This is a genomic window from Streptomyces rishiriensis, from assembly GCF_003112535.1.
GTDB lineage: Bacteria > Actinomycetota > Actinomycetes > Streptomycetales > Streptomycetaceae > Streptomyces > Streptomyces rishiriensis.
The window spans coordinates 485,659-507,103 of record NZ_BEWA01000012.1 but is presented as its reverse complement, the minus strand read 5'-3'; the positions used below and the strand labels follow the sequence as shown (position 1 = coordinate 507,103).

At 73.1% G+C, this 21,445-nt stretch carries 22 protein-coding genes; 9 read left to right on the top strand and 13 right to left on the bottom strand.

The window, feature by feature from the left end; genetic code table 11:
• Positions 1 to 8: 8 nt before the first annotated feature.
• From Sri02f_RS21635 to Sri02f_RS21625, 3 genes are all read left to right on the top strand, one after another.
• The gene (locus Sri02f_RS21635; RefSeq protein ID WP_109002961.1) at positions 9 to 1,292 is read left to right on the top strand and encodes a thymidine phosphorylase; all 1,284 of its coding nucleotides are present in this window, start codon (positions 9 to 11) and stop codon (positions 1,290 to 1,292) included.
• Positions 1,293 to 1,412: 120 nt separating this feature from the next.
• The gene (locus tag Sri02f_RS21630; protein WP_109002960.1) at positions 1,413 to 2,006 is read left to right on the top strand and encodes a Uma2 family endonuclease; all 594 of its coding nucleotides are present in this window, start codon (positions 1,413 to 1,415) and stop codon (positions 2,004 to 2,006) included.
• Positions 2,007 to 2,061: 55 nt separating this feature from the next.
• Complete coding sequence (locus Sri02f_RS21625; RefSeq protein ID WP_159106759.1) at positions 2,062 to 2,421, top strand: STAS domain-containing protein; 360 nt, start codon at positions 2,062 to 2,064, stop codon at positions 2,419 to 2,421.
• Here the strand turns inward: Sri02f_RS21625 and Sri02f_RS21620 are convergent.
• Positions 2,305 to 3,321, bottom strand: a complete 1,017-nt coding sequence (locus Sri02f_RS21620) for a sigma-70 family RNA polymerase sigma factor (RefSeq protein WP_109002959.1) — start codon at positions 3,319 to 3,321, stop codon at positions 2,305 to 2,307. The two genes, Sri02f_RS21625 and Sri02f_RS21620, sit on opposite strands and share 117 nt — an antisense overlap.
• A 254-nt stretch (positions 3,322 to 3,575) precedes the next feature.
• The gene (locus tag Sri02f_RS21615; protein WP_174855681.1) at positions 3,576 to 4,922 is read right to left on the bottom strand and encodes an MFS transporter; all 1,347 of its coding nucleotides are present in this window, start codon (positions 4,920 to 4,922) and stop codon (positions 3,576 to 3,578) included.
• A 63-nt stretch (positions 4,923 to 4,985) separates the two neighbouring features.
• Between Sri02f_RS21615 and Sri02f_RS21610 the strand changes: the two genes are divergently transcribed.
• The gene (locus tag Sri02f_RS21610) at positions 4,986 to 5,948 is read left to right on the top strand and encodes a LysR family transcriptional regulator (protein WP_109003204.1); all 963 of its coding nucleotides are present in this window, start codon (positions 4,986 to 4,988) and stop codon (positions 5,946 to 5,948) included.
• Between the two features lie 18 nt (positions 5,949 to 5,966).
• Here the strand turns inward: Sri02f_RS21610 and Sri02f_RS21605 are convergent, their stop codons facing one another.
• Positions 5,967 to 6,728: an alpha/beta hydrolase gene (locus Sri02f_RS21605; RefSeq protein ID WP_109002957.1), complete on the bottom strand. Its 762-nt coding sequence runs from the start codon at positions 6,726 to 6,728 to the stop codon at positions 5,967 to 5,969.
• 113 nt (positions 6,729 to 6,841) lie between these two features.
• Here Sri02f_RS21605 and Sri02f_RS21600 point away from each other — a divergent pair, with 113 nt between their 5' ends.
• A complete protein-coding gene (locus tag Sri02f_RS21600; protein WP_109002956.1) occupies positions 6,842 to 8,005 on the top strand; it encodes an adenosine deaminase in 1,164 nt (387 codons plus the stop codon).
• Positions 8,006 to 8,144: 139 nt separating this feature from the next.
• Positions 8,145 to 8,498: an ATP-binding protein gene (locus Sri02f_RS21595; protein WP_109002955.1), complete on the top strand. Its 354-nt coding sequence runs from the start codon at positions 8,145 to 8,147 to the stop codon at positions 8,496 to 8,498.
• 86 nt (positions 8,499 to 8,584) lie between these two features.
• Here Sri02f_RS21595 and Sri02f_RS21590 read toward each other — a convergent pair whose 3' ends face one another.
• The 5 genes from Sri02f_RS21590 to afsQ1 all read right to left on the bottom strand — a co-directional run bounded on the left by Sri02f_RS21590 (position 8,585) and on the right by afsQ1 (position 12,617).
• Positions 8,585 to 8,788, bottom strand: coding sequence for a PspC domain-containing protein (locus tag Sri02f_RS21590; RefSeq protein WP_109002954.1), 204 nt, complete (start codon positions 8,786 to 8,788; stop codon positions 8,585 to 8,587).
• Between the two features lie 130 nt (positions 8,789 to 8,918).
• Complete coding sequence (locus tag Sri02f_RS21585) at positions 8,919 to 9,470, bottom strand: VanZ family protein (protein WP_109002953.1); 552 nt, start codon at positions 9,468 to 9,470, stop codon at positions 8,919 to 8,921.
• A 245-nt stretch (positions 9,471 to 9,715) separates the two neighbouring features.
• Positions 9,716 to 10,351 (bottom strand): hypothetical protein, encoded by a 636-nt coding sequence (locus Sri02f_RS21580; RefSeq protein ID WP_373865113.1) that lies wholly within the window; start codon positions 10,349 to 10,351, stop codon positions 9,716 to 9,718.
• On the bottom strand, positions 10,348 to 11,943 hold the full coding sequence (locus Sri02f_RS21575) for an ATP-binding protein (protein ID WP_245970716.1): 1,596 nt from the start codon (positions 11,941 to 11,943) through the stop codon (positions 10,348 to 10,350). Before Sri02f_RS21575 ends, Sri02f_RS21580 begins: the two co-directional genes overlap by 4 nt.
• A complete protein-coding gene (gene afsQ1, locus Sri02f_RS21570) occupies positions 11,940 to 12,617 on the bottom strand; it encodes a two-component system response regulator AfsQ1 (RefSeq protein ID WP_057584528.1) in 678 nt (225 codons plus the stop codon). Before afsQ1 ends, Sri02f_RS21575 begins: the two co-directional genes overlap by 4 nt.
• Before the next feature lie 611 nt (positions 12,618 to 13,228).
• Here afsQ1 and Sri02f_RS21565 point away from each other — a divergent pair.
• Positions 13,229 to 13,972: a SigE family RNA polymerase sigma factor gene (locus Sri02f_RS21565; protein WP_109002952.1), complete on the top strand. Its 744-nt coding sequence runs from the start codon at positions 13,229 to 13,231 to the stop codon at positions 13,970 to 13,972.
• Between the two features lie 231 nt (positions 13,973 to 14,203).
• On the opposite strand, the gene Sri02f_RS21560 is transcribed toward Sri02f_RS21565, so the two are convergent.
• The gene (locus Sri02f_RS21560) at positions 14,204 to 14,911 is read right to left on the bottom strand and encodes a uridine kinase family protein (RefSeq protein ID WP_109002951.1); all 708 of its coding nucleotides are present in this window, start codon (positions 14,909 to 14,911) and stop codon (positions 14,204 to 14,206) included.
• A 59-nt stretch (positions 14,912 to 14,970) separates the two neighbouring features.
• Between Sri02f_RS21560 and Sri02f_RS21555 the strand changes: the two genes are divergently transcribed.
• Positions 14,971 to 15,378: a hypothetical protein gene (locus Sri02f_RS21555; RefSeq protein WP_109002950.1), complete on the top strand. Its 408-nt coding sequence runs from the start codon at positions 14,971 to 14,973 to the stop codon at positions 15,376 to 15,378.
• 123 nt (positions 15,379 to 15,501) lie between these two features.
• Here the strand turns inward: Sri02f_RS21555 and Sri02f_RS21550 are convergent, their stop codons facing one another.
• From Sri02f_RS21550 to deoC, 3 genes are read right to left on the bottom strand one after another with little or no spacing between them, the layout of a single operon-like run.
• Positions 15,502 to 16,389: an aldehyde dehydrogenase family protein gene (locus Sri02f_RS21550; protein ID WP_109002949.1), complete on the bottom strand. Its 888-nt coding sequence runs from the start codon at positions 16,387 to 16,389 to the stop codon at positions 15,502 to 15,504.
• The gene (locus tag Sri02f_RS21545; protein ID WP_109002948.1) at positions 16,382 to 17,830 is read right to left on the bottom strand and encodes an aldehyde dehydrogenase family protein; all 1,449 of its coding nucleotides are present in this window, start codon (positions 17,828 to 17,830) and stop codon (positions 16,382 to 16,384) included. Before Sri02f_RS21545 ends, Sri02f_RS21550 begins: the two co-directional genes overlap by 8 nt.
• A gap of 5 nt (positions 17,831 to 17,835) precedes the next feature.
• Entirely contained in the window at positions 17,836 to 18,795 is a 960-nt protein-coding gene (gene deoC / locus Sri02f_RS21540; RefSeq protein ID WP_109003202.1) for a deoxyribose-phosphate aldolase, read from the bottom strand.
• Positions 18,796 to 18,918: 123 nt separating this feature from the next.
• Here deoC and Sri02f_RS21535 point away from each other — a divergent pair, with 123 nt between their 5' ends.
• Positions 18,919 to 19,620, top strand: coding sequence for a PH domain-containing protein (locus tag Sri02f_RS21535; RefSeq protein WP_109002947.1), 702 nt, complete (start codon positions 18,919 to 18,921; stop codon positions 19,618 to 19,620).
• Between the two features lie 857 nt (positions 19,621 to 20,477).
• Here Sri02f_RS21535 and Sri02f_RS21530 read toward each other — a convergent pair.
• Positions 20,478 to 21,284, bottom strand: a complete 807-nt coding sequence (locus tag Sri02f_RS21530) for a DUF899 family protein (protein ID WP_109003201.1) — start codon at positions 21,282 to 21,284, stop codon at positions 20,478 to 20,480.
• Between the last annotated feature and the right edge of the window lie 161 nt (positions 21,285 to 21,445).

Below are 21,445 nucleotides of genomic sequence, written 5' to 3'. Positions count from 1 at the left end.
GCCAAGCCATGGCCATGGACGCCATCTCCGTCATCCGCGCCAAGCGGGACCGCGGCGAGCTCAGCGACGAACAGATCGACTGGGTCATCGACGCGTACACCCGCGGGGAGGTCGCCGACGAGCAGATGTCCGCGCTCGCGATGGCCATCCTCCTCAACGGCATGAACCGCCGTGAGATCGCCCGCTGGACCGCGGCGATGATCGCCTCCGGCGAGCGCATGGAGTTCTCCTCCCTGTCCCGCCCGACGGCCGACAAGCACTCCACGGGCGGCGTCGGCGACAAGATCACCCTCCCGCTGGCCCCCCTGGTGGCGGCCTGCGGCGCGGCCGTCCCGCAGCTCTCCGGCCGCGGCCTCGGCCACACCGGCGGCACGCTGGACAAGCTGGAGTCGATCCCCGGCTGGCGCGCCCTGCTCTCCAACGAGGAGATGCTGTCGGTGCTGGACGGCACGGGCGCGGTGATCTGCGCGGCGGGCGACGGCCTGGCCCCGGCCGACAAGAAGCTGTACGCCCTGCGGGACGTGACCGGCACGGTGGAGGCGATCCCGCTGATCGCCTCGTCGATCATGTCGAAGAAGATCGCCGAGGGCACGGGCTCGCTGGTCCTGGACGTGAAGGTCGGCACCGGCGCCTTCATGAAGAACATCGAGGACGCCCGTGAGCTCGCCTCGACGATGGTCGGCCTGGGCACCGACCACGGCGTGAAGACCGTCGCGCTGCTGACGGACATGTCCACCCCGCTCGGTCTGACCGCGGGCAACGCCCTGGAGGTCCGCGAGTCCGTCGAGGTCCTGGCCGGCGGCGGCCCCGCGGACGTCGTGGAGCTCACCCTCGCGCTGGCCCGCGAGATGCTGGACGCGGCGGGCGTGAAGGACGCCGACCCGGCGAAGGCCCTGGCCGACGGCTCGGCCATGGACGTCTGGCGCCGCATGATCGCGGCCCAGGGCGGCGACCCGGACGCGCCGCTGCCCACCTCGAAGGAACAGCACGTGATCAAGGCCCCGTCCTCGGGCGTGCTGACCCGCCTCGACGCCTACGGCATCGGAGTCGCCGCCTGGCGGCTGGGCGCGGGGCGCGCCCGCAAGGAGGACCCGGTGCAGGCGGGCGCGGGCGTCGAGCTGCACGCCAAGCCCGGCGACACGGTCACGGCCGGCCAGCCGCTGCTGACGCTGCACACCGACACCCCGGAGCGCTTCGACTACGCCCTCCAGGCCGTCGAGGGCGCGTACGACGTCGAGGCCCCCGGCACCGCGTTCACCGCCTCCCCGGTCGTGCTGGAACGCATCGCCTGACCTGCCCGCGGCCGGAGGCCGCCGGCGTCACAGCCCCCTATCGGGTGAACGGGATCGGTGGACCGCCGCCGGTCCCGTTCGGCATGCTGGACTCGGTGACGCACCGACAAGGAGACCGCCATGAGCGCACTCACGGTCGACCACTCCACGGCCGAAGGCCACGAGTGGGACGGCCTCGTCCGGATCTGGCAGGAGACGGACGCGCCCGAGGGCTGCAAGGTGGAGATCATCGAGGGGATCGTCACCGTGGCACCACCACCGTCCAACGCTCACAACGACATCGCGGACCAAGTGCAGCGAGAGCTGTACCAGGTGATCCCACGGGAGTGGGGCATCTACCAGACGTTGGGCACGGCGGTGCCGTCACGTGAGGGGCTCTACATCCCGGACATCGCGGTGGCGCCCAAGGAGGTCCTGCGAGCGGAGGACGGCAACTGCATTCCCGCGTCCGCGGCCGAGCTGATCGTCGAGATCACATCCAAGACCAACGCGAGCAACGACCGCATCAAGAAGGCTGCCGGCTATGCCCAAGCCGGTGTCCCGCTGTACCTCCTCATCGACGGTTGGGCACCGGGTGGACCGACCGTCACCCTGTACGGGGAGCCCCACGGGGACGTCTACCGCGTCCTGTGGGCAGGCAAGTTCGGTGACACCGTAGAGCTGCCCGAGCCGTTCGGGTTGAAGCTGGACACCGGCGAGTTCCCCGCCGAGTAGGACCGGTCTCCGGGCGTCGCCGATGAATTGAGGCGTCGGGCGCGGTCTACCGATCGTGGAAGCGACGACACCCCCCGTGCTCACCCTGACCGGCCCGGTCGCCCGAGAACAGGCGACCGGGCTGGGCGACGCCGTCTTCGCGCTGCTCGCCGGCCCCGGCGCCGGAGCCCGGGTCGTCGTCTGCGACGTCGCCGGGATCGGGCCGCCCGGGCTGGCCGCCGTCGACCTGCTGGCGCGGCTGCAGCTGGCCGCCCGGCGGGCCGGCGGGCGGATACGGCTGCGCGCTCCCGACCCCGCGCTACGCGCCCTGCTGGACCTCGTCGGGCTCCCCGTCGAGGTGGAGGGGGAGGCCGAAGAGGGGGAACCAGCGCTGGGTGTCGAGGTAGAAGTGGAACCCGGTGAGGCGGCCCTCTGAGATCTCGAGGACCTGGATCGCCCAGGGGCTGTGGCCGCCCTTGTCCGGGTCCGGCTTGTACTGGGCGAAGCCCGGCAGGCCGTTGACCTGGACCGGCAGCAGCCGCGAACCCTCGCAGGCGGAGCCGAGCGTGGTCATGAAGCCGGTGATGTCGTCATGGCCGGTCAGCCACAGGTCGAACGGCGGCATCGTCATGACGGCGTCCTCGTGCAGCAGAGCCGTCAGCGCCGTCATGTCGTAGCCCTCGAAGGCCGCCACATAGCGTTCGAGGAGCTTCTGCTGTTCCTCGTCCAGCGGATCCGACACCGCCGCGTCCGCGCCGGAGGCCTTCTGCTCGGACAGTGTCGCCCGCGCCCGCTGCAGCGCGCTGTTGACCGAGGCGACCGAGGTGTCGAGCAGCTCGGCGACCTCGCTCGCCCGCCACGCCAGCACCTCCCGCAGGATCAGCACGGCCCGCTGCTTCGGCGGGAGCTGCTGCAGCGCCGCCATGAACGCCAGCCGCACCGACTCCTTGGCGACCGCCGCGTCGGCCGGGTCCTCCACGGTGGGCAGCACTCGGGCGTCGGGCATCGGTTCCAGCCAGGTGTTGTCGGGGCGGGGGGAGAGCGCGGCCCGGGCGAGCGGGGTGGAGTCGGTGAGGTCCATCGGACGGGCCCGCTTGTTGCCGGCCGTCAGCATGTCCAGGCAGACGTTCGTGGCGATCCGGTACAGCCAGGAGCGCAGACTGGAGCGGCCCTCGAAATTGTCGTAGCTCCGCCAGGCGCGCACCAGGGTGTCCTGCACCGCGTCCTCCGCCTCGAAGGACGAGCCGAGCATGCGGTAGCAGTACCCGGTCAGCTCGGTCCGGTGCTTCTCCAGTGCGACGTCGAGGTCCGTCGTCGTCGCGGTGCTGTTGCCCATCGTCCACCCACCCCTGTGGCCGTCCTGTCACGCGTCTTCGCGCCCACCACTTCGGAAGCTACCGCAGCCCACTGACAATGGCCCGCCGAGTCGACGAAAGCGCAGGTGGAAGGCGGTGTGCAGGGCCGTGCGAAGGGGCGGTGCGCGACCGCGCCCGGTCCGGTCGCCGCACCGGCACCGCAGATGTCACCGCCACCGCCTCGACGAGGCCGCCGCGATCGATCCCGAAGTCCCACGACGGAGGGGGCAGGAGCTCAGCGAGCGGCCACCAGGACGTCCCGTCGTGCGGCGACCCGCGCCGCGCGGGTCCCGAGAGCGGTGATCGCCACGACGCCGAGCACCGCCAGGACGCCCACGCCGACCGTGCCGGACCAGCCGCCCGCGCGGAAGGCCGTCGCGCCCACCGTGGAGCCGACGCTGGAGCCGACGTAGTACGAGGACTGGTAGAGGGCGGAGGCCTGTGCGCGACCGGTGGTCGCCGTCTTGCTGACCGCCGAGGACGCCACCGCGTGCCCCGCGAAGAAGCCCGCCGTGATCAGGACCAGGCCCAGCAGGACCGGCGCCAGCGAGTCCGCCAGGGACAGCAGCAGCCCCGCCGCCGTCGTGCCGCCGGCCAGGTACAGCGCGCCCCGGCGGCCGAGCCGGCCGACCAGCCGGCCCGCGGTCGACGCCGACACCGTGCCCACCAGGTACACCAGGAAGATGGAGCCGACGATGCCCTGCGGGAGGGAGAACGGCGCCTCCGTCAGGCGGTATCCGATGACGGTGTACACGCCGCCGAAGACGGTCATGAACAGCGCGCCGATGGCGTACAGCCGGCGCAGCAGCGGGTCGGCCAGGTGGTCGCGGACGGTACGGGCCAGGACGCGGGGGGCCAGGGAGCCCGTCCTGAAGTGCTTCGGAGCCGGCAGCAGCAGCCGGAAGGCGATCGCGCAGGCCACCGCCAGCGCGCCGATCACGCCGACCGCGATCCGCCAGCCCCACTCCTGCGCGACCCAGCCGGTGATGACCCGGCCGCTCATCCCGCCGACGCTGTTGCCCGCCACGAACAGACCGATGGCCGTGACGAGCGCCTTCGGCCGGACCTCCTCCGCGAGATAGGCGGTCGCCGAGGCCGGGAGCCCGGCCAGCGCGGCGCCCTGGACCGCCCGCAGCACGACCAGCGCGCCCAGGGAGGGGGCGAAGGGGACGAGCACGCCCACGGCCACCGCGACCGCCAGCGAGGCCGTCATCACCGTGCGGCGGCCGTAGCGCTCCGACAGGGCGCTCATCGGCAGCACGAACAGGGCCAGTCCGCCGGTCGCCGCCGCCACCGTCCAGCTCGCCTGGCTCGCCGGCACCCCGAAGTCGCCGGAGATCAGCGGCAGCAGCGCCTGCGTGGAGTACAGCAGGGCGAACGTCGCGACCCCGGCGAGGAAGAGGGCGAAGCTCATCCGGCGGTAGCCGGGGCCGCCGGGGGCCATACGGGAGTCGGCAGGGGCCGGGGCCGTACGGGAGCCGACGGCGTGCGACGCGACGGCGGGCGCCACGGCGGGCGAGGGGGCGGGGACGGACGAGGTGGCGCCCACGGTGGTGGACGCCCCGGTACTGGCGGGAGACATGCCTCGAAGCTACGTACGCCCCCGCTCATCCGTCCAATGCACGGAATCGTCATAATCGTTCCCATGGCGCATCAGCAGAGGTCACAGGCTCGGCTGTCACCGTCCGGTGACACAGAAGACACGGCGGACATGGCGAGGCGGCTGGCGCCCCGGCTCGCGTACTTCGCCGGGGTCGCCCGCACCGAGCACGTCACGCGGGCCGCCCAGGAGATGAACGTCCCCCAGTCGACGCTCTCGCGGGCCATGGTCCGCCTGGAACAGGACCTCGGCGTCGACCTGTTCGCCCGCCGTGGCCGCACGGTCTCCCTCACCCCCGCGGGACGCACCTTCCTCGCCTCCGTCGAGCGGGCCCTCGCCGAGGTCGGGCGGGCCGCCGACGAGGTGCGGGCCGACGCCGACCCGGCCACCGGCAAGGTCGCGTTCGGCTTCCTGCACACCATGGGCGCGGAGACCGTCCCGGGCCTGATCCACGCCTTCCGCGCGGACCACCCGCGCGTGCGCTTCAGCCTCGTCCAGAACTACGGCGAGGCGATGATCGAGCGGCTGCGGGCGGGCGAGCTGGACCTGTGCCTGACCTCCCCGGTCCCGGACGCCCCCGACCTGGTCGCCCGCCGGCTCGACGAGCAGAAGCTGCGTCTGGTCGTCCCGGCCGACCACCGCCTCGCCGGCCGCCGGAGGGTCCGCCTGGCCGAGGCCGCCGACGAGACCTTCGTGACCCTGGAGCCCGGCTACGGTCTGCGCCGCATCACCGACGACCTGTGCAAGGAGGCCGGGTTCCGCCCTCGGGTCGCCTTCGAGGGCGAGGAGGCCGAGACGCTGAGGGGGCTGGTGGCGGCCGGTCTGGGGGTGGCGCTGCTGCCGCCGCCCGCCGTGGCCCGCCCGGGGGTCGTGGAACTGACCGTGACCGCCCCGCGCGCCGCCCGCGAGATCGGCGTCGCCTGGCTGGACGGCCACCCCGACACGCCCCCGGTGGCGGCGTTCAAGAAGTTCCTGCTGTCGAGGAGGGGCAACCTGCTGCCGACCTGAGGGCGGACCGGTGCGCGGTCACCGGCGCAGCGACCTGCCGAAGCCGACCGCCAGCGGCATCCGCAGCCCCAGCGGCGGCGGAGCCGCCAGCGCGTCCGCCACCGGCCGGGACAGCGCCCGCCCGAACAGCGTGCCCATGACGAAGTCCTCGGCCAGGGCGTGGACTTCGGCCCGGTACTGGTGCAACCGGTGGCCGTCGGAGTGCACTTCGAACCGGCACACGTCCCGGTTGGCCTTCTTCGCCCGCGCCGCGAGCCGGAACGACAGCTCCGGGTCGCAGCGCCCGTCGTTCGTGCCGTGCACGATCAGCACCCGTCGTCCCGCCAGTTGCTTCACGGGTTCGGGAGTCGCGGCCATGTCCTCCTCCGGCAGCCACGGCGCGATCGCCAGCACCGAGTCGACGGCCTCGTGGCCGCCCGCGCGCAGCGCCGCCCGCGCGCCCATGTCGAAGCCGGCCAGACACACCGGGACGTCCCCGTAGCGCCGGACCACCTCGTCGGCCGCCCAGGCGGCGTCGGCGGCCGGATGCGCCTCGGTGCCGTTCCAGCCGCGGTAGCGGTAGTGCACGGTGTGCACGGCCAGGCCCTCCTCGCGTCCGGCCCGCGCGAGCCTGCGTCCGAGGCCCCGGACGGAGGCGGCGGCCCACACGGAGGACGGTCTGCGGCTGGAGACCTCCTCGCCGCCCGGGAGCAGCAGCACCGCCGCGCTCACCGCCGTCGGCTCCGGGCCGAGCGCCCGCCCCAGCCGGACCGTCCGAACCGGCGTCACTTCCTGTCCCATGACAGAACAGTGTCAGAAGCGCCGATGTACTCCACCCGTCCGTGCGGTCACCGTTACATATCGGCGTAGTTGTACAACGCGCCGTCTACGCGCGTAGGAGTTAGAGTGCGCCAATGACGAGCCAGAGCATCCAGTCGGGCACCGCCCCCAGCTCGGACCAGATCCGGCGGGCACCCAAGGTTCTGCTGCACGACCACCTCGACGGCGGGCTGCGCCCCGGCACGGTCGTCGACCTCGCCCGGGACGGCGGGTACGGCCAACTCCCCGAGACCGAAGCCGACAAGCTCGGCGTCTGGTTCCGGGAGGCCGCCGACTCCGGTTCCCTGGAACGGTACTTGGAGACGTTCTCGCACACCGTCGGCGTGATGCAGACCCGCGCGGCGCTCGTGCGGGTCGCCCGCGAGTGCGCCGAGGACCTCGCCGAGGACGGCGTCGTCTACGCCGAGGTGCGCTACGCGCCCGAGCAGCACCTCGACGGCGGGCTGAGCCTCGAAGAGGTCGTCGAGGCCGTCAACGAGGGCTTCCGCGAGGGCGAGCGGACGGCCCGGGACAACGGCCACCGCATCCGGGTCGGCGCACTGCTCACCGCGATGCGGCACGCGGCCCGCTCCCTGGAGATCGCCGAACTCGCCAACCGCTACCGGGACCAGGGAGTCGTGGGCTTCGACATCGCCGGCGCGGAGGCGGGCTTCCCGCCCACCCGGCACCTCGACGCCTTCGAGTACCTCAAGCGTGAGAACAACCATTTCACCATCCACGCCGGCGAGGCCTTCGGGCTGCCGTCCATCTGGCAGGCCCTGCAGTGGTGCGGCGCCGACCGGCTCGGACACGGGGTGCGCATCATCGACGACATCGAGGTCGCCGCCGACGGGAGCGTGAAGCTCGGCCGGCTCGCCTCCTATGTGCGCGACAAGCGCATCCCGCTGGAGCTGTGCCCCAGCTCCAACCTCCAGACCGGCGCCGCCGCGTCCTACGCCGAGCACCCCATCGGACTGCTGCGCCGCCTGCACTTCCGGGCCACGGTCAACACCGACAACCGTCTGATGTCCGGCACCAGCATGAGCCGGGAATTCGAGCACCTGGTCGACGCGTTCGGCTACACGCTCGACGATCTGCAGTGGTTCTCCGTCAATGCTATGAAGTCAGCATTCATTCCTTTCGATGAACGACTGGCCATGATCAATGACGTGATCAAGCCCGGATACGCCGAGCTCAAGTCCGAATGGCTGTTCCAGCAGACCGCCTCCACCAGGGGGTCCGTGGTTGCGGAGGACTGATTCCCCGGGTTTACCGGGTGCGGAATGCGGGCGGGTGTTCACCATCCGTCCGCATTTCGATGTTTGCCGCCGACCCCTCCGCGTGTTTACGGTCGAGAACCGCTCAGTTCCCCGTATCCCATTCGAGGACGCATTCATCATGAAGCAGTCTGCTGCCAAGACCCTCGGTGTCGCCGCTCTCGGCGCCGCCTTCGCCGCCGTCGGTGCGGGCGCCGCGAACGCCGCCCCCGCGGTCCCGGACGCCACCCAAGCCCTGGACGGCATCACCAGGACGCTGCCGGCGGAGAACGTGGCCCAGGCGCTGCCCGGCGCCGGGCAGGCGCTGACGCAGGCCCAGCCGGTGCTCAACGCGGGCCTGACCGCCGCCCAGCCGGTCGCCGAGAAGCTGCTCTCCGGGGGCCCCGCCGCGCCCGTCGCCGGTCTGCTCGGCGGGCTGCCGCTGCAGGGCCTGCCCACGCACGGTCTGCCGGTCAACGGCATCCCGCTGGGCTGAGCGGCTCCGCCCCTGCACACACCGCGCCGTCGGGGCGCGCCCGGTTCTCCCGGGTGCGCCCCGACGGCGTCGCGGTCGGACGGCCGTCACCAGGCCGTGCGGGCCGCCTTGTCCTCCGACGGGAACAGCACCCACAGCGCTATGTAGAGCAGGAACTGCGGGCCCGGCAGCAGACAGGAGAGCACGAAGATCACGCGCATCGTGGTCGCGGAGGTGCCGAAGCGCCGGGCCAGCGCGGCGCACACTCCGCCGATCATGCGGCCGTTGGTGGGGCGGGCGAGGCTGGACATCTGCGGCTCCTTCGTGAGCGATGGGGGCCCCACCCGCTCGAGCGAAGTCGAGAGTGGGGAACGGAGGCGGCCCCTGCGGCTGCTCCATCTGACGTCGACGCTACGGTGACGAAGGGGACGAAGCGTCGCTCTACGGGGCGATGCCGACCCTGGGAATCCTCGGGGTCAGACCCTGAGCCGCCTCCTCCTGGCGGACCGGGGCGGACGGCAGGCGCTCGTCCCTGCGGCGCAGCCGCGCGCGCACCGCCGGCACCACCGCGACATGCGCGAGGGCCAGGCCCACGGTGTTCAGCAGCATCGAGTCCACGTCCACGACCTGACCGGGCACGCCGGTCTGCAGCAGTTCGATCCCGAGCGACAGCAACGCGCCCGCCGTGACCGTGCGGACCAGGGAGGCGAGCGGCGAGACCCGGACCCTGCCGTGCACCAGCGGCAGCAGGACGCCCAGCGGGGCCAGCAGCCCCAGCCCCGCGCCGATCCGCCGGGCCGCCTCGGGCCAGCCCAGCCGCAGGTCGGCGCGGATGCCGTCGAACGGATGCAGATTGGCCGGCAGCACCCAGGGGACGTCCAGCGGGCGCAGCGTGACCCAGGCGACGAACACGAGGTGGGCGGCCAGGAGAACAATCCCGGTCGCACGGATGCGGATCGCGGCGCTGCCGCCGATGGAGCCTTGACGCTGCACGCCCCCCAAGACGCGCCCCCCGGCACGATCGGTTCCGGGCCGCCTGCCGCCGCCGGCGCGCGACTCCCGTCCCGCGCCTCCCCGGCAGACGGTGACCTGCGACGACGACGGCCGCAGGCTTCGTATGAGGCGTCCGCCACACCCGCAACCCGCAACCCGCCACTCGCCGCCCGCCGCCCGCCGCCCACGGCCCCGCGCCACGGCCCCGCGCCGGCGGCCCCGTGACGGGCGGCCGGGCGGCCGGGTCAGCCGTCGTTGGTGACCGGTGACGACGGGGGCTCGGCGCTGCCGGGACGGGAGCGGACCTCGTCGGTGCAGGCGTAGCGGCGCACCGGCGTGGAGCCGGGACCGCCCAGGACCACCGAGCCGTCCCCCTCGGCGGCCGCCGAGTCCGAGAACGTGCAGACCAGCTGGGCGAGGGCGTACGAGGTCAGGGTCCCGGGCGGGGTGCTCAGCCGCAGCGTGTCGTCGGGGTCCCTGGGGCCCGGCCCGCGCACCGTCATCCCGCCGCGCACGTCCGTCGTGTACCCGGCCTCCTTCTCGGCCGCCGACGGCGACTCGGCCAGCTCGTCCAGCAGGCCCTGGGCGACCAGCGCGCGCCGCGCGGAGTCCGCCGCGCCGTCCGGCACCCGCACGGACCGGTCCACGGCCACCAGCGACGAACCGCACAGCAGGAACACCTGCACCGGCACACCCGCGCGCGCGGACTGCGTCGTGACGTCCGGCTCGGTGAGCGAGCAGCGCACCCGGGAGGGGGCGGGACCGAAGTCGGTCGGCACCTCGGTGGCCCGGATGCCGCAGCCGGCGAGCAGACCGGCCGCCAGGCCGGCCAGCGCGGGCACGGCGAACAGCCGTCGTACGGCTCCACGGCTCGTGGTCACGTCGCGTCCCCCTTGTCCGGCACGGCCCGCACGCCCTGATCGCCGCCGTCGCCCTCCTCGCCGTCGTGCTCTGTCCGCTCGGAGACGCCCCGGGGCAGCCGCAGCGTGAACACCGCGCCGCCCTCCGGGGAGTTGGCGGCGGTGATGCCGCCGCCGTGGATGTGGGCGTTCTCCAGGGCGATGGACAGACCGAGCCCGCTGCCCTCGGAGCGCGGCCGTGAGGCGCTCGCCTTGTAGAACCGGTCGAAGACGTGCGGCAGCACGTCCTCGGGGATGCCGGGCCCGTGGTCGCGCACCGCGATCACGACCGAGTCGTCCGCCATCGACACCGACACCCGCACCGGCGATCCGCCGTGCTTGAGCGCGTTGCCGATGAGGTTGGCCAGGATGACGTCCAGACGGCGCGGGTCGAGCAGGGCGTGAATGCCGCGCTCGGCGTCCAGCTCGACGGCGTCCAGCCAGGCGCGCGCGTCGATGCAGGCGGTGATCTGGTCGGCGACGTCGACGTCGTCCAGGACCAGCCGGGCCGTTCCCGCGTCGAAGCGGGTGACCTCCATCAGGTTCTCGACGAGGGTGTTCAGCCGCCGCGTCTCGCTGACCACCAGGCGCACCGCGGGCTCGATCATCGGATCGATGCTGCCCGACTCGGCGTCCAGCTCCTCCTCCAGCACCTCCGCGACGGTGGTGATGGCGGTCAGCGGCGTCCGCAGCTCGTGCGACATGTCGGCGACGAACCGGCGCGAGGCCTCGTCACGGGCGGCCATGTCGTCGACCCGCTTCTCCAGCGCTTCCGCCGTCCGGTTGAACGTCCGTGACAGATCGGCCAGTTCGTCCGTCCCGGAGACCCGCAGCCGGGTGTCCAGCCGCCCCTCGCCGAGCCGGCGCGCCGCGACGCCCAGCCGGTGCACCGGCTTCAGGACGGTCGTGGCGGCGGCCTGCGCGAGCAGCGCGGCGCCGACCAGCGCCAGACCGGTGGCGATCCCCAGCGACCAGGCCAGCGAGTTGAGGTCCTTGGCCTCCGGCTCCAGCGACTTGCGCATGTAGCCGGTCGGCCCGCCCCCGATCACCTTCGTCCCGGCCACCAGATACGGCGTCCCGTGGTCCACGACTCGCTGCCAGTACAGGTGGTACGGCGACTTGTTGCCGCCGCCGACGTCCTGCTGTCTGTTGACCGCCGTGCGCAGCGATCCGGGCACGTCCTCCAGCGAGAACCCGTTCAGCCCGCCCGAGCTGCCGTACACGGTCTGGCCACTGCTGTCCGCGGCCACCAGCAGCACGCTGAACCGCTGGCTGCTGTTGGCCATCTGCCCGGCGGTGTGCTGCAGTTCGTCCTGCGAGGGATGCTCCGGCAGCGAACCGGCCCGGTTCTGCATCTCCTGCTCGAAGTCCCGCAGCACCGAGCCCTGGGTGCGGGTCAGCACGGCCTCGCGGTTGAGCCAGTACGCGATGCCGGACGCGGACACGGCCGCGGTCAGCGCCACCGCGCCGAACACCAGGACGAGCCGCAGTCGCAGGCTCGTCAGACGCAGCCGTGACACTCTTCCCCTGCGCTCCGCGGACCGGCCGCGCAGCCCCCCTTGCGCCTCGGTCACTGAGGGGCGTCCAGGCGGTAGCCGACGCCGCGCACGGTACGGATCAGGACGGGGGACGACGGCACGTCCTCCACCTTGGCCCGCAGCCGCTGGACACAGGCGTCCACCAGCCGCGAGTCGCCCAGGTAGTCGTGCTCCCACACCAGCCGCAGCAACTGCTGCCGGGACAGCGCCTGGCCGGGCCGCCGGCTCAGTTCGAGCAGCAGCCGCAGCTCGGTCGGGGTGAGCTGGAGGTCCTCGCCGTTCTTCGTCACCGTCATCGCGGCACGGTCGATGACGAGGCTGCCGAAGGTGGCCGCGTCGCTCGACTCCCGCTCCCCGCGCCGCAGCACGGCCCGGATCCGGGCGTCCAGCACCCGGCCCTGGATGGGCTTGACGACGTAGTCGTCGGCGCCGGACTCCAGCCCGACGACCACGTCGATGTCGTCACTGCGCGCGGTGAGCAGGATGATCGGCAACTGGTCGGTGCGCCGGATGCGACGGCACACCTCGAAACCGTCGATGCCGGGCAGCATCACGTCCAGCACGATCAGATCCGGCCGTTGCTCGCGCAGCAGCTTCAGACCGTCCTCACCGCTCGCAGCGGTCGCCACCCGGTGTCCCTGGCGCGTCAGTGAGAGCTCCAGGGCCGTACGGATGGCGTCGTCGTCCTCGATCAGCAACAGGGAAGGCACGGGCTCATTCTGGCCCATGAGGGGGCTGTCGTTCGACCTGTGGGGCGGTGCCCGTCCGGGCGCGGGTGCCGGAGCGGGGTGGTTTCGGCGGCGCGCGGGGCGTGCGGCGGGCCGGCCGCGTCCCGCGACCGCCTGTGCCGAGGACCCGCGTCCAGCCGGTCCGCAACCCGCGGACCTGCGGTTTCGAACAGTCCGAGCCGTTCCTCGCGGGGGCGCGGGGCCGGGTGTGCGGCCGGATCGGACGGAACCAGCCACCCCCGCAGCCCGCCGCGCGGGCCCGTCCGGACCGTCAGGAACCCGCGCGGGAGGCCCGCGTGCTCGTCGAACACAACCGGCCTGCGCCCGGCGGCGCGGGCGGGACGCGTGAAGCAGGGCGAAGAGGAGCCATGACCTGCGAGGACCGGGCCGACTGCCGTACTGCGCACGGCTGTGGGCGATCTGTGCGCCTGCCGTGACAGGCCCCTGTGACAGGTCTGTGACAGTCGGCGGACACGGCGATGAAGTGGCGCGGGCAATCTTTTCGTCACAAGGCAGGGCGACGCCGAACAGCACAGCGAAGCCGGGCCGACGTGAGAGACCGAACACCGTAAGTCCACGACGGGGGGCGCGAGATGAACACGCTGCACGGTATGAGCACCAACGCAGTCGCAGTCGTCACGCGTCTGCACGACGTGAACCGGGGTTCCGAGAAGTCCGGCGCGGTGACCGCTCGGGGGTGCGGTCGTGGCGCCGGGCGTCAGCACACCGCCTTGATGGCGGTGGTCGACGCGGGGGAACGGGCGGCTCAGGGGGGAGCCGCGTACGGGGAGGGCTCGGGGGAGCGTCGCTCCCTGACCGAGGCGGAGTTCACCGCCTACGTCCAGGAGCGCCGCGCCTCCCTGTACGCCACCGCCTACCACCTCACCGGCGACCGCTTCGAGGCCGAGGACCTGCTGCAGAGCGCACTGTTCTCGACCTACCGGGCATGGGAGCGCATCAGCGACAAGGCCGCGGTCGGCGGATACCTCCGCCGGACCATGACCAACCTGCACATCAGCGCGTGGCGCCGCCGCAAGCTGAACGAGTACCCGACCGAGGAACTGCCGGAGACGCCCGGCGACACGGACGCGATGCGCGGCACGGAACTGCGCGCGGTCCTGTGGCAGGCGCTGGCCCGGCTGCCCGAACTCCAGCGGACGATGCTGGTCCTGCGCTACTACGAGGGCCGCACCGACCCGGAGATCGCGGAGATCCTCGACATCAGTGTCGGCACGGTGAAGTCGAGCATCTGGCGCTCCCTGCGCCGGCTGCGCGAGGACGAGGTCCTCAGCTTCGGCCGTGACGAGGAGGACGCCTTCGGGGAGCTTGTCGCCTGAGGGTGAACGGGGTGGGGCCGGCTCCGCTCGGCGGAGCCGGTGAACGGGGGAAGCACGGGGGAGCGGTACCGGGGGGACCCGACGGGGGACGTCGGGGAGCGGTACCGCGCAAGCACGGGGGAAGCACCACCCGGGGGTCCGGGGGAAAAAGGGGAAGCACGGGGGAACGAGAAGGAGCGGGACTGGAGGGCCGGGGGGTCCGTCCAGTCCCGCTTCTTCGTGTGCGCCGGGTCAGACGGTCGTGCGCGCCGTCGGGGTGCGGTCGCCCGCCGCCGCGGCGGCCAGCCGGTCCATCGCCTCGTCGCGGTCGCACGCGTACGCGCCCAGCGCGGTCTGGCGGGCCACGATGGAGCGTTCGGCGCGCATCAGCCGCCAGCCGCGGCGCAGCAGGAAGGGCACCGACTTGCGGCCCTCCTTCAGATCGCGCAGGAAGCGGCGCCGGAACGTCTTCACCGGCCCGCGGCTCAGGCACAGCGCGTCGGCCAGGACGCCCAGCTCCCGGCAGCGGTTCACGATCTCGGCGGCGAAGATGCCCTCCGCGATGAACAGCGGCGTCCGCCCGATCCCGATCTCCTCCTCGCCCGTGCGGGCGCTGAGCGAGATGTCGTACACGGGAACGTTCGTACGGCCGGTGCCGCACAGTTCCACGATCGCGGCGACGGCCGTGTCCGCGTCCCACGAGCCGGGGTGGTCCCAGTCGATGTCGGAACTCCCCGCGACCAGCGGCAGCGTCGGGTCGTCCCCCTCCTTGTAGAAGTCGTCGAGCCGCAGCACGGGAAGGCCGCAACGGGCGGCGAGCAGGGACTTGCCGGAGCCGGAAGGGCCGCAGAGCAGCACGACTCGCGTGGGTATGGGCGGAGGGGAGGTCACGGGACACCAGTGTGAGGCATCCCCCCTGCCGTCAACGACCCCGCGGGTCGGCTTTGATGCGCGCGTCACACCTCAACTACCCTTCGTGTCGACCGGATCACCTTGCGCAGCAGAAGGCGGCATCGACGATGGCCCGACACGACTCCCCCCAGACCCCCACCGGCCGGCGCGCCCTCGCCGCCCTCGCGACCGCCGGAGTGGCGCTGGGCGCGGGCGCCGGGACCGCCGCCGCGGCCACGGGCGGGCCCGTCGCCGACGTGGTGCGGACGAGGCCCACCTCGATCGGCCAGATCGACCCGCAGGCCGGACTGCAGGGCGCGCTGGGCTCCCTGTCGTACGTCACCGGCACGGTCGCCGGTCTCAAGCCCAACCCGCTGGCGGGCACCGGCGTCGACCCCCTCGACAACGGCGTCGGCACCCAGCTGGCCGACTTCCGGCCGCTGACGTCCCAGATGCTGACCGGCCCGGTGGCACAGGCCCAGTCGATCGGGTCGATCCCGGTGGTGGGGGACGTCACGAAGGTGCTCGGCGGCTGACCGCGCCCCGCACGGCACACGCACGGAAGCCGCGCCGCCCCCGGACGGAGGGACGGCGCGGCTTCCGCGTCTGCGGGGGCGCCCGAAACGTGCCGGAGGGCGTCCGAGGGCGCCCTGGAGCGCCTAGTAGGACGATCCGGACGCGCCCAGCGAGCCGGTGGGGTGCCAGACCGTCTTCGTCTCCAGGAAGGCCGTCAGGCGGTCGATGCCCGGAACCGCCGCCCAGTCGTCCACAGGCTGTGGACGAAGGACGCGCTTGAGGTTGTCGGCCGCCGCGATCTCCAGCTCCTTCGCCAGCGCCTCGTCGGCGCCGGCCAGGTCGATCGCGTTGACGTCCTGGTGCGCGGCCAGCGGCGCCGCGATCTCCGCCGTGCGGCCCGAGAGGATGTTGACGACGCCGCCGGGAACGTCCGACGTGGCCAGCACCTCGCCCAGGGAGAGCGCCGGGAGCGGGGACCGCTCGCTCGCGATCACGATCGCCGTGTTGCCCGTGGCGATCACCGGGGCCAGCACCGACACCAGCCCCAGGAACGACGACTCCTGCGGGGCGAGGACCGCGACCACGCCCGTCGGCTCGGGCGAGGAGAGGTTGAAGAACGGGCCCGCGACCGGGTTTCCGCCGCCCACGACCTGGGCGATCTTGTCGGTCCAGCCCGCGTACCAGACCCAGCGGTCGATCGTCGCCTCGACCTGCTCGGCGGCCTTCGCCTTCGACAGGCCCTCGGCGTCGGCGACCTCGCGGACGAACTGGGCCCTGCGGCCCTCCAGCATCTCCGCGACCCGGTAGAGGACCTGGCCCCGGTTGTACGCCGTCGCCCCGGCCCAGCCGCCGAACGCCTTGCGCGCGGCGACGACCGCGTCACGGGCGTCCTTGCGGGAGGCCTGCGGCGCGTTGGCCAGCCACGTGCCCTTGGAGTCCGTCACCTCGTACACCCGGCCGCTCTCGGAACGCGGGAACTTCCCGCCGACGTACAGCTTGTAGGTCTTCAGCACGGACAGTCGGTCAGACATCGAGGTACGCCTCCAGGCCGTGGCGGCCGCCCTCGCGGCCGAATCCCGACTCCTTGTAACCGCCGAACGGCGAGGTGGGGTCGAACTTGTTGAACGTGTTGGACCAGACGACGCCGGCCCGGAGCTTGTTCGCGACAGCGAGGATCCGGGAGCCCTTCTCCGTCCAGATGCCCGCCGACAGCCCGTACGGCGTGTTGTTGGCCTTCGCGACGGCCTCGTCCGGGGTGCGGAAGCTGAGGACCGACAGCACGGGGCCGAAGATCTCGTCGCGGGCGACGGTGTGCGCCTGGGTGACGTTCGTGAACAGCGTCGGCGCGAACCAGTAGCCCGAGGTGGGCAGTTCGCAGGCCGGGGACCAGCGCTCCGCGCCCTCCGCCTCGCCCTGCTCGACGAGGGCGGTGATGCGCGAGAGCTGCTCGGCGGAGTTGATCGCGCCGATGTCGGTGTTCTTGTCGAGCGGGTCGCCGAGGCGCAGGGTCGACAGGCGGCGCTTGAGGGACTCCAGCAGCTCCTCCTGGATCGACTCCTGGACGAGGAGACGGCTGCCCGCGCAGCAGACCTGGCCCTGGTTGAAGAAGATGCCGCTGACGATGCCCTCGACGGCCTGGTCGATCGGGGCGTCGTCGAAGACGATGTTCGCGCCCTTGCCGCCCAGTTCGAGGGTGAGCTTCTTGCGGCTGCCCGCGACCGTGCGCGCGATCTCCTTGCCGACGGCCGTGGAGCCGGTGAAGGCCACCTTGTTCACGTCGGGGTGGGCGACGAGCGCAGCGCCCGCGTCGCCGTAGCCGGGAAGGATGTTGACGACGCCCTTCGGCAGGCCCGCCTGGCGGCAGACGTCCGCGAAGAAGAGGGCGGACAGCGGCGTCGTCTCGGCGGGCTTGAGCACCACCGTGTTGCCCGTGGCCAGCGCCGGGGCGATCTTCCACGCCAGCATCAGCAGGGGGAAGTTCCAGGGGATGACCTGGCCGGCCACGCCCAGCGGCCTGGGCGAGGCCCCGAACCCGGCGTGCTCGAGCTTGTCGGCCCAGCCCGCGTAGTAGAAGAAGTGCGCGGCGACCAGGGGCAGGTCGGCGTCGCGCGTCTCCTTGATCGGCTTGCCGTTGTCCAGCGTCTCCAGGACGGCGAGCTCGCGGGAGCGCTCCTGGATGATGCGGGCGATGCGGAAGAGGTACTTCGCGCGCTCGGCGCCCGGCAGCGCGGACCACTTCTCGAAGGCCTTGCGGGCGGCACGCACGGCACGGTCGACGTCCGCCTCGCCCGCCTGGGCGATCTCGGAGAGGACCTCCTCGGTGGACGGCGAGACGGTCTTGAAGACCTTGCCGTCCGCCGCCTCGGTGAACTCGCCGTCGATGAACAGGCCGTAGGAGGGCGCGATGTCGACGACCGAGCGGGACTCGGCGGCCGGTGCGTACTCGAAAGCGGAGGTGAATGCGGATGCCATGGTGATCAGTCCACCGTCACGTAGTCGGGGCCGGAGTAGCGGCCGGTGGCCAGCTTCTGACGCTGCATCAGCAGATCGTTCAGGAGCGAGGAGGCGCCGAAGCGGAACCAGTGGTTGTCGAGCCAGTCCTCGCCCGCGGTCTCGTTGACCAGGACGAGGAACTTGATCGCGTCCTTGCTGGTGCGGATGCCGCCGGCGGGCTTCACGCCGACCTGGACGCCGGTCTGGGCACGGAAGTCGCGGACGGCCTCCAGCATGAGCAGGGTGTTGGCGGGGGTGGCGTTGACGGCGACCTTGCCGGTGGACGTCTTGATGAAGTCCGCCCCGGCCAGCATGCCGAGCCAGCTCGCCCGCCGGATGTTGTCGTACGTCGACAGCTCGCCCGTCTCGAAGATGACCTTGAGGCGGGCCGCCCCCGAGGCCTCCTTCACGGCGACGATCTCGTCGTACACCTTCATGTACCTGCCCGCGAGGAACGCCCCGCGGTCGATGACCATGTCGATCTCGTCGGCGCCCGCGCCGACCGCGTCACGCACGTCGGCCAGCTTCACGTCGAGCGCGGCGCGGCCGGCCGGGAACGCGGTCGCGACCGAGGCGACCTTCACGCCGGAGCCGGCGACGGCCTCCTTGGCGACGGCCACCATGTCGGGGTAGACGCAGACCGCGGCCGTGGAGGGGGCCGTGCGGTCGGTCGGGTCGGGCCGGACCGCCTTCGCGCCGAGCGCCCGGACCTTGCCCGGGGTGTCCGCGCCTTCCAGCGTCGTCAGGTCGACCATCGAGATGGCGAGGTCGATGGCGTACGCCTTCGCGGTCGCCTTGATGGAACGGGTGCCGAGCGCGGCGGCGCGCGCCTCCAGGCCGACCGCGTCGACGCCGGGCAGCCCGTGGAGGAAGCGGCGCAGCGTGCTGTCGGACGAGGTGACGTCCGAGAGGGTGCGGGCCGCGCTGGGTGCATTGGTGGGCATGGTCACCAGACGAGCATATCTACGCGCGTAGCGGGTGTACAGCCCCGGAAGTCGTCCCGGTGCTCATGGCGGGCCGGGGCTCCGCGTATGAGCGGACGGCGGGCGTCGGGCAGAATCGGCCCCATGACGAGCCCGGAAGACCAGTCACCAGAGCCGCGGCCCTCGGGGCCTTCGGAACCTCCGGGTTCCGGGATCAGGGACCGCGTGTACCGGTCGTCCGCGGGCATCGCCGGGGGTGTGCTGCTGCTCGCCCTGGTCGGCTGGCTCGGCATCGACGCGATCGTCGCGGGCGAGGGGCGCACCCCGTGGCTGGCGCTCGCGACGATGATCCTCCTCGTCCCGCTGATCGTCGCCCTGACCCTGCGGCCCGCCGTGTACGCCGGTCAGGACCGGATGCGGGTGCGCAACCCCTTCCGGGTGATCGTGCTGCCCTGGGGGCAGATCGCCACGCTGCGCTCCGGTTACTCCAACGAGGTCCTCACCCTGGCGGGGACGAAGTTCCAGCTGTGGTCCATCCCCGTCTCGCTGCGGGCCCGCAAGCGGGCGAACCGCCGGGAGTCGCGCGCGGCGGCCGGGCAGGACGGCCGGGGCGGGCGCACCGCCGGACGCGGCGCGTTCGGCGGCGGGCGTGGAGGCGCCGCCGCCGCGGACGGTTCCGCGCGCGCCGGCGCCGACCGGGCCATGGACGACCTGCGCGAGCTGTGGGAGGCGCGGGAGAAGGAGGAGAGCGCGCAGGGCGAGGTGAGCGTCCGGTGGGCCTGGGAGATCCTCGGCCCGGCCGCGGCGGGGGCCGTCGTGCTGGCGATCCTGCTCGCCGTGGGCTGAGCGGCGGCGGTCGCCCGGCGGGACGCGTGCAGCGGTCGTCGGGTGCGGGTGCGGGTGCGGGTGCGGGTGCGGGCGCGTGGCGCGTGGCGCGTGGCGCGTGGCGCGTGGTCCGTGGTCCGTGGTCCGTGGTCCGTGGCGCGTGCTCCGTGGCGCGCGGTGGCGTCGGGTCCGGTGGCGTCCGGCCTGTGGGTACGGGGCATGCGATCGGCGGGTGCGGGTGCGGGTGCGGGTGCGGGCGCGTGGCGCGTGGTCCGTGGTCCGTGGTGGGCGGTGGCGTCGGGTCCGGTGGCGTCCGGCCTGTGGGTGTGTGGCATGCCATCGGCGGGTGCGGGTGCGGGTGCGGGTGCGGGTGCGGGTGCGGGTGCGTGGCGCGTGGTCCGTGGTGCGCGGTGGCGTCGGGTCCGGTGGCGTCCGGCCTGTGGGTGCGGGGCATGCGATCGGCGGGTGCGGGTGCGGGTGCGGGTGCGTCCGGCTGGGTGTGCGGGGTTCGCGGTGTCGTCGGGTGCGGGGTGCCCGTGTGCGGGCAGGCGGCACGGGGGCGCCGTTCGACGGGTGGCCGGTGGTCCCGCCCGGCTGCCCATGGCCGGGCGGCCGTGGCCGGAGCGCGGGCCCGGTGCTCCGCGCCCCTACGAGCGGGCGCCCGCCGAGGTCACCGCCCTGAGGCGGGACCCGGCGGCGCGGCCCGCACGGCAGGCCGACGCGCTGCATAACGAGGTCGCCCCCAGGGGCCCCGACGACGACGGCGATGACGACCGCGACGACCCCCCCCGCGGTCATGACGCCCGCCAACGTTGCCGGAGCGCCGGCGCCGATGCCGATGCCGATGCCGGTGTCGGGGGTCGAGGTCGGCGGCGGGGTCAGTGGCAGGGGCCCTGACGGCCGAGGGTGTCCACGGGGGTCGCGCCGGGGCGGGTCCACTGCGGGACGGGACGACTGGTCGGGCCCCAGGTGGCGTTCCCGTCCGCGTCCGAGCGCCAGTACCAGCAGGGGTGCTGTCCCTCGGGCCGGCCCTCGGGGTTGTCCTCCCAGGACTCGCCGCGGCCGTGAGGCGTCATGTCGAGCAGGGCGAACGACCCGCTGAACGCCTCGTTGCCGCGGCCCGTCGTGGTGTAGGTGAGGAAGACGCGGTCGCCGTCGCGCAGGAAGCAGCTGAGGTGGCCCATGCCGCCGCCGAACGGCTCGGCCGCGTCGCGTACCGAGTACCAGGGCTGGGTGTAGCCCATGAACGCGACGTACACGGCCACCTCGTCCCACGGGCCGGTGGTCAGGACGGCGAACGACACGCCGCGGGCGTTGAGGTAGACGGCGTCCCTCAGGTGCCAGGCCGCCATGGTGCAGCCCTCGCACTGCCCCTGGTGCGGCGCGCCGTCGTACCACATGTGCTGGTAGACAACGAGCTCGTCGCGGTCCTCGAAGAGGTCCAGGAAGGGGACCGGGCCGTCGGGGCCGACGACCTCGGCCGTCCCGTCGAGCTCCGCCATCGGCAGTCGGCGGCGGGCCGCGGCGATGGCGTCGCCCTCCCGGGTGTGGGCCTTCTCGCGGACCAGGAGCTCGTCGCGGGCGGCCCGCCACGCGGCCATGCCGACGACGGGCGGGCGGCCGGACGGTGTGGCGCTCGCCTGGTCCGGCGTGGGGGCGGTCGGCTGGTCCGGGGTGGTCGTCATGGCGGTCCTCCGCGGGGTCTGGTGCCGGGCGCCGTCGTGGGACGTCGGACGACGTTCCACGACGGTCACCTGAACAGACCGGAGAAGCGGCCGGAACTCATCGCGGGCGGGCCGGGAGCGCCCGGCGGACCCGCACGGGCCGCCGCCGCACGCCCGTGGCG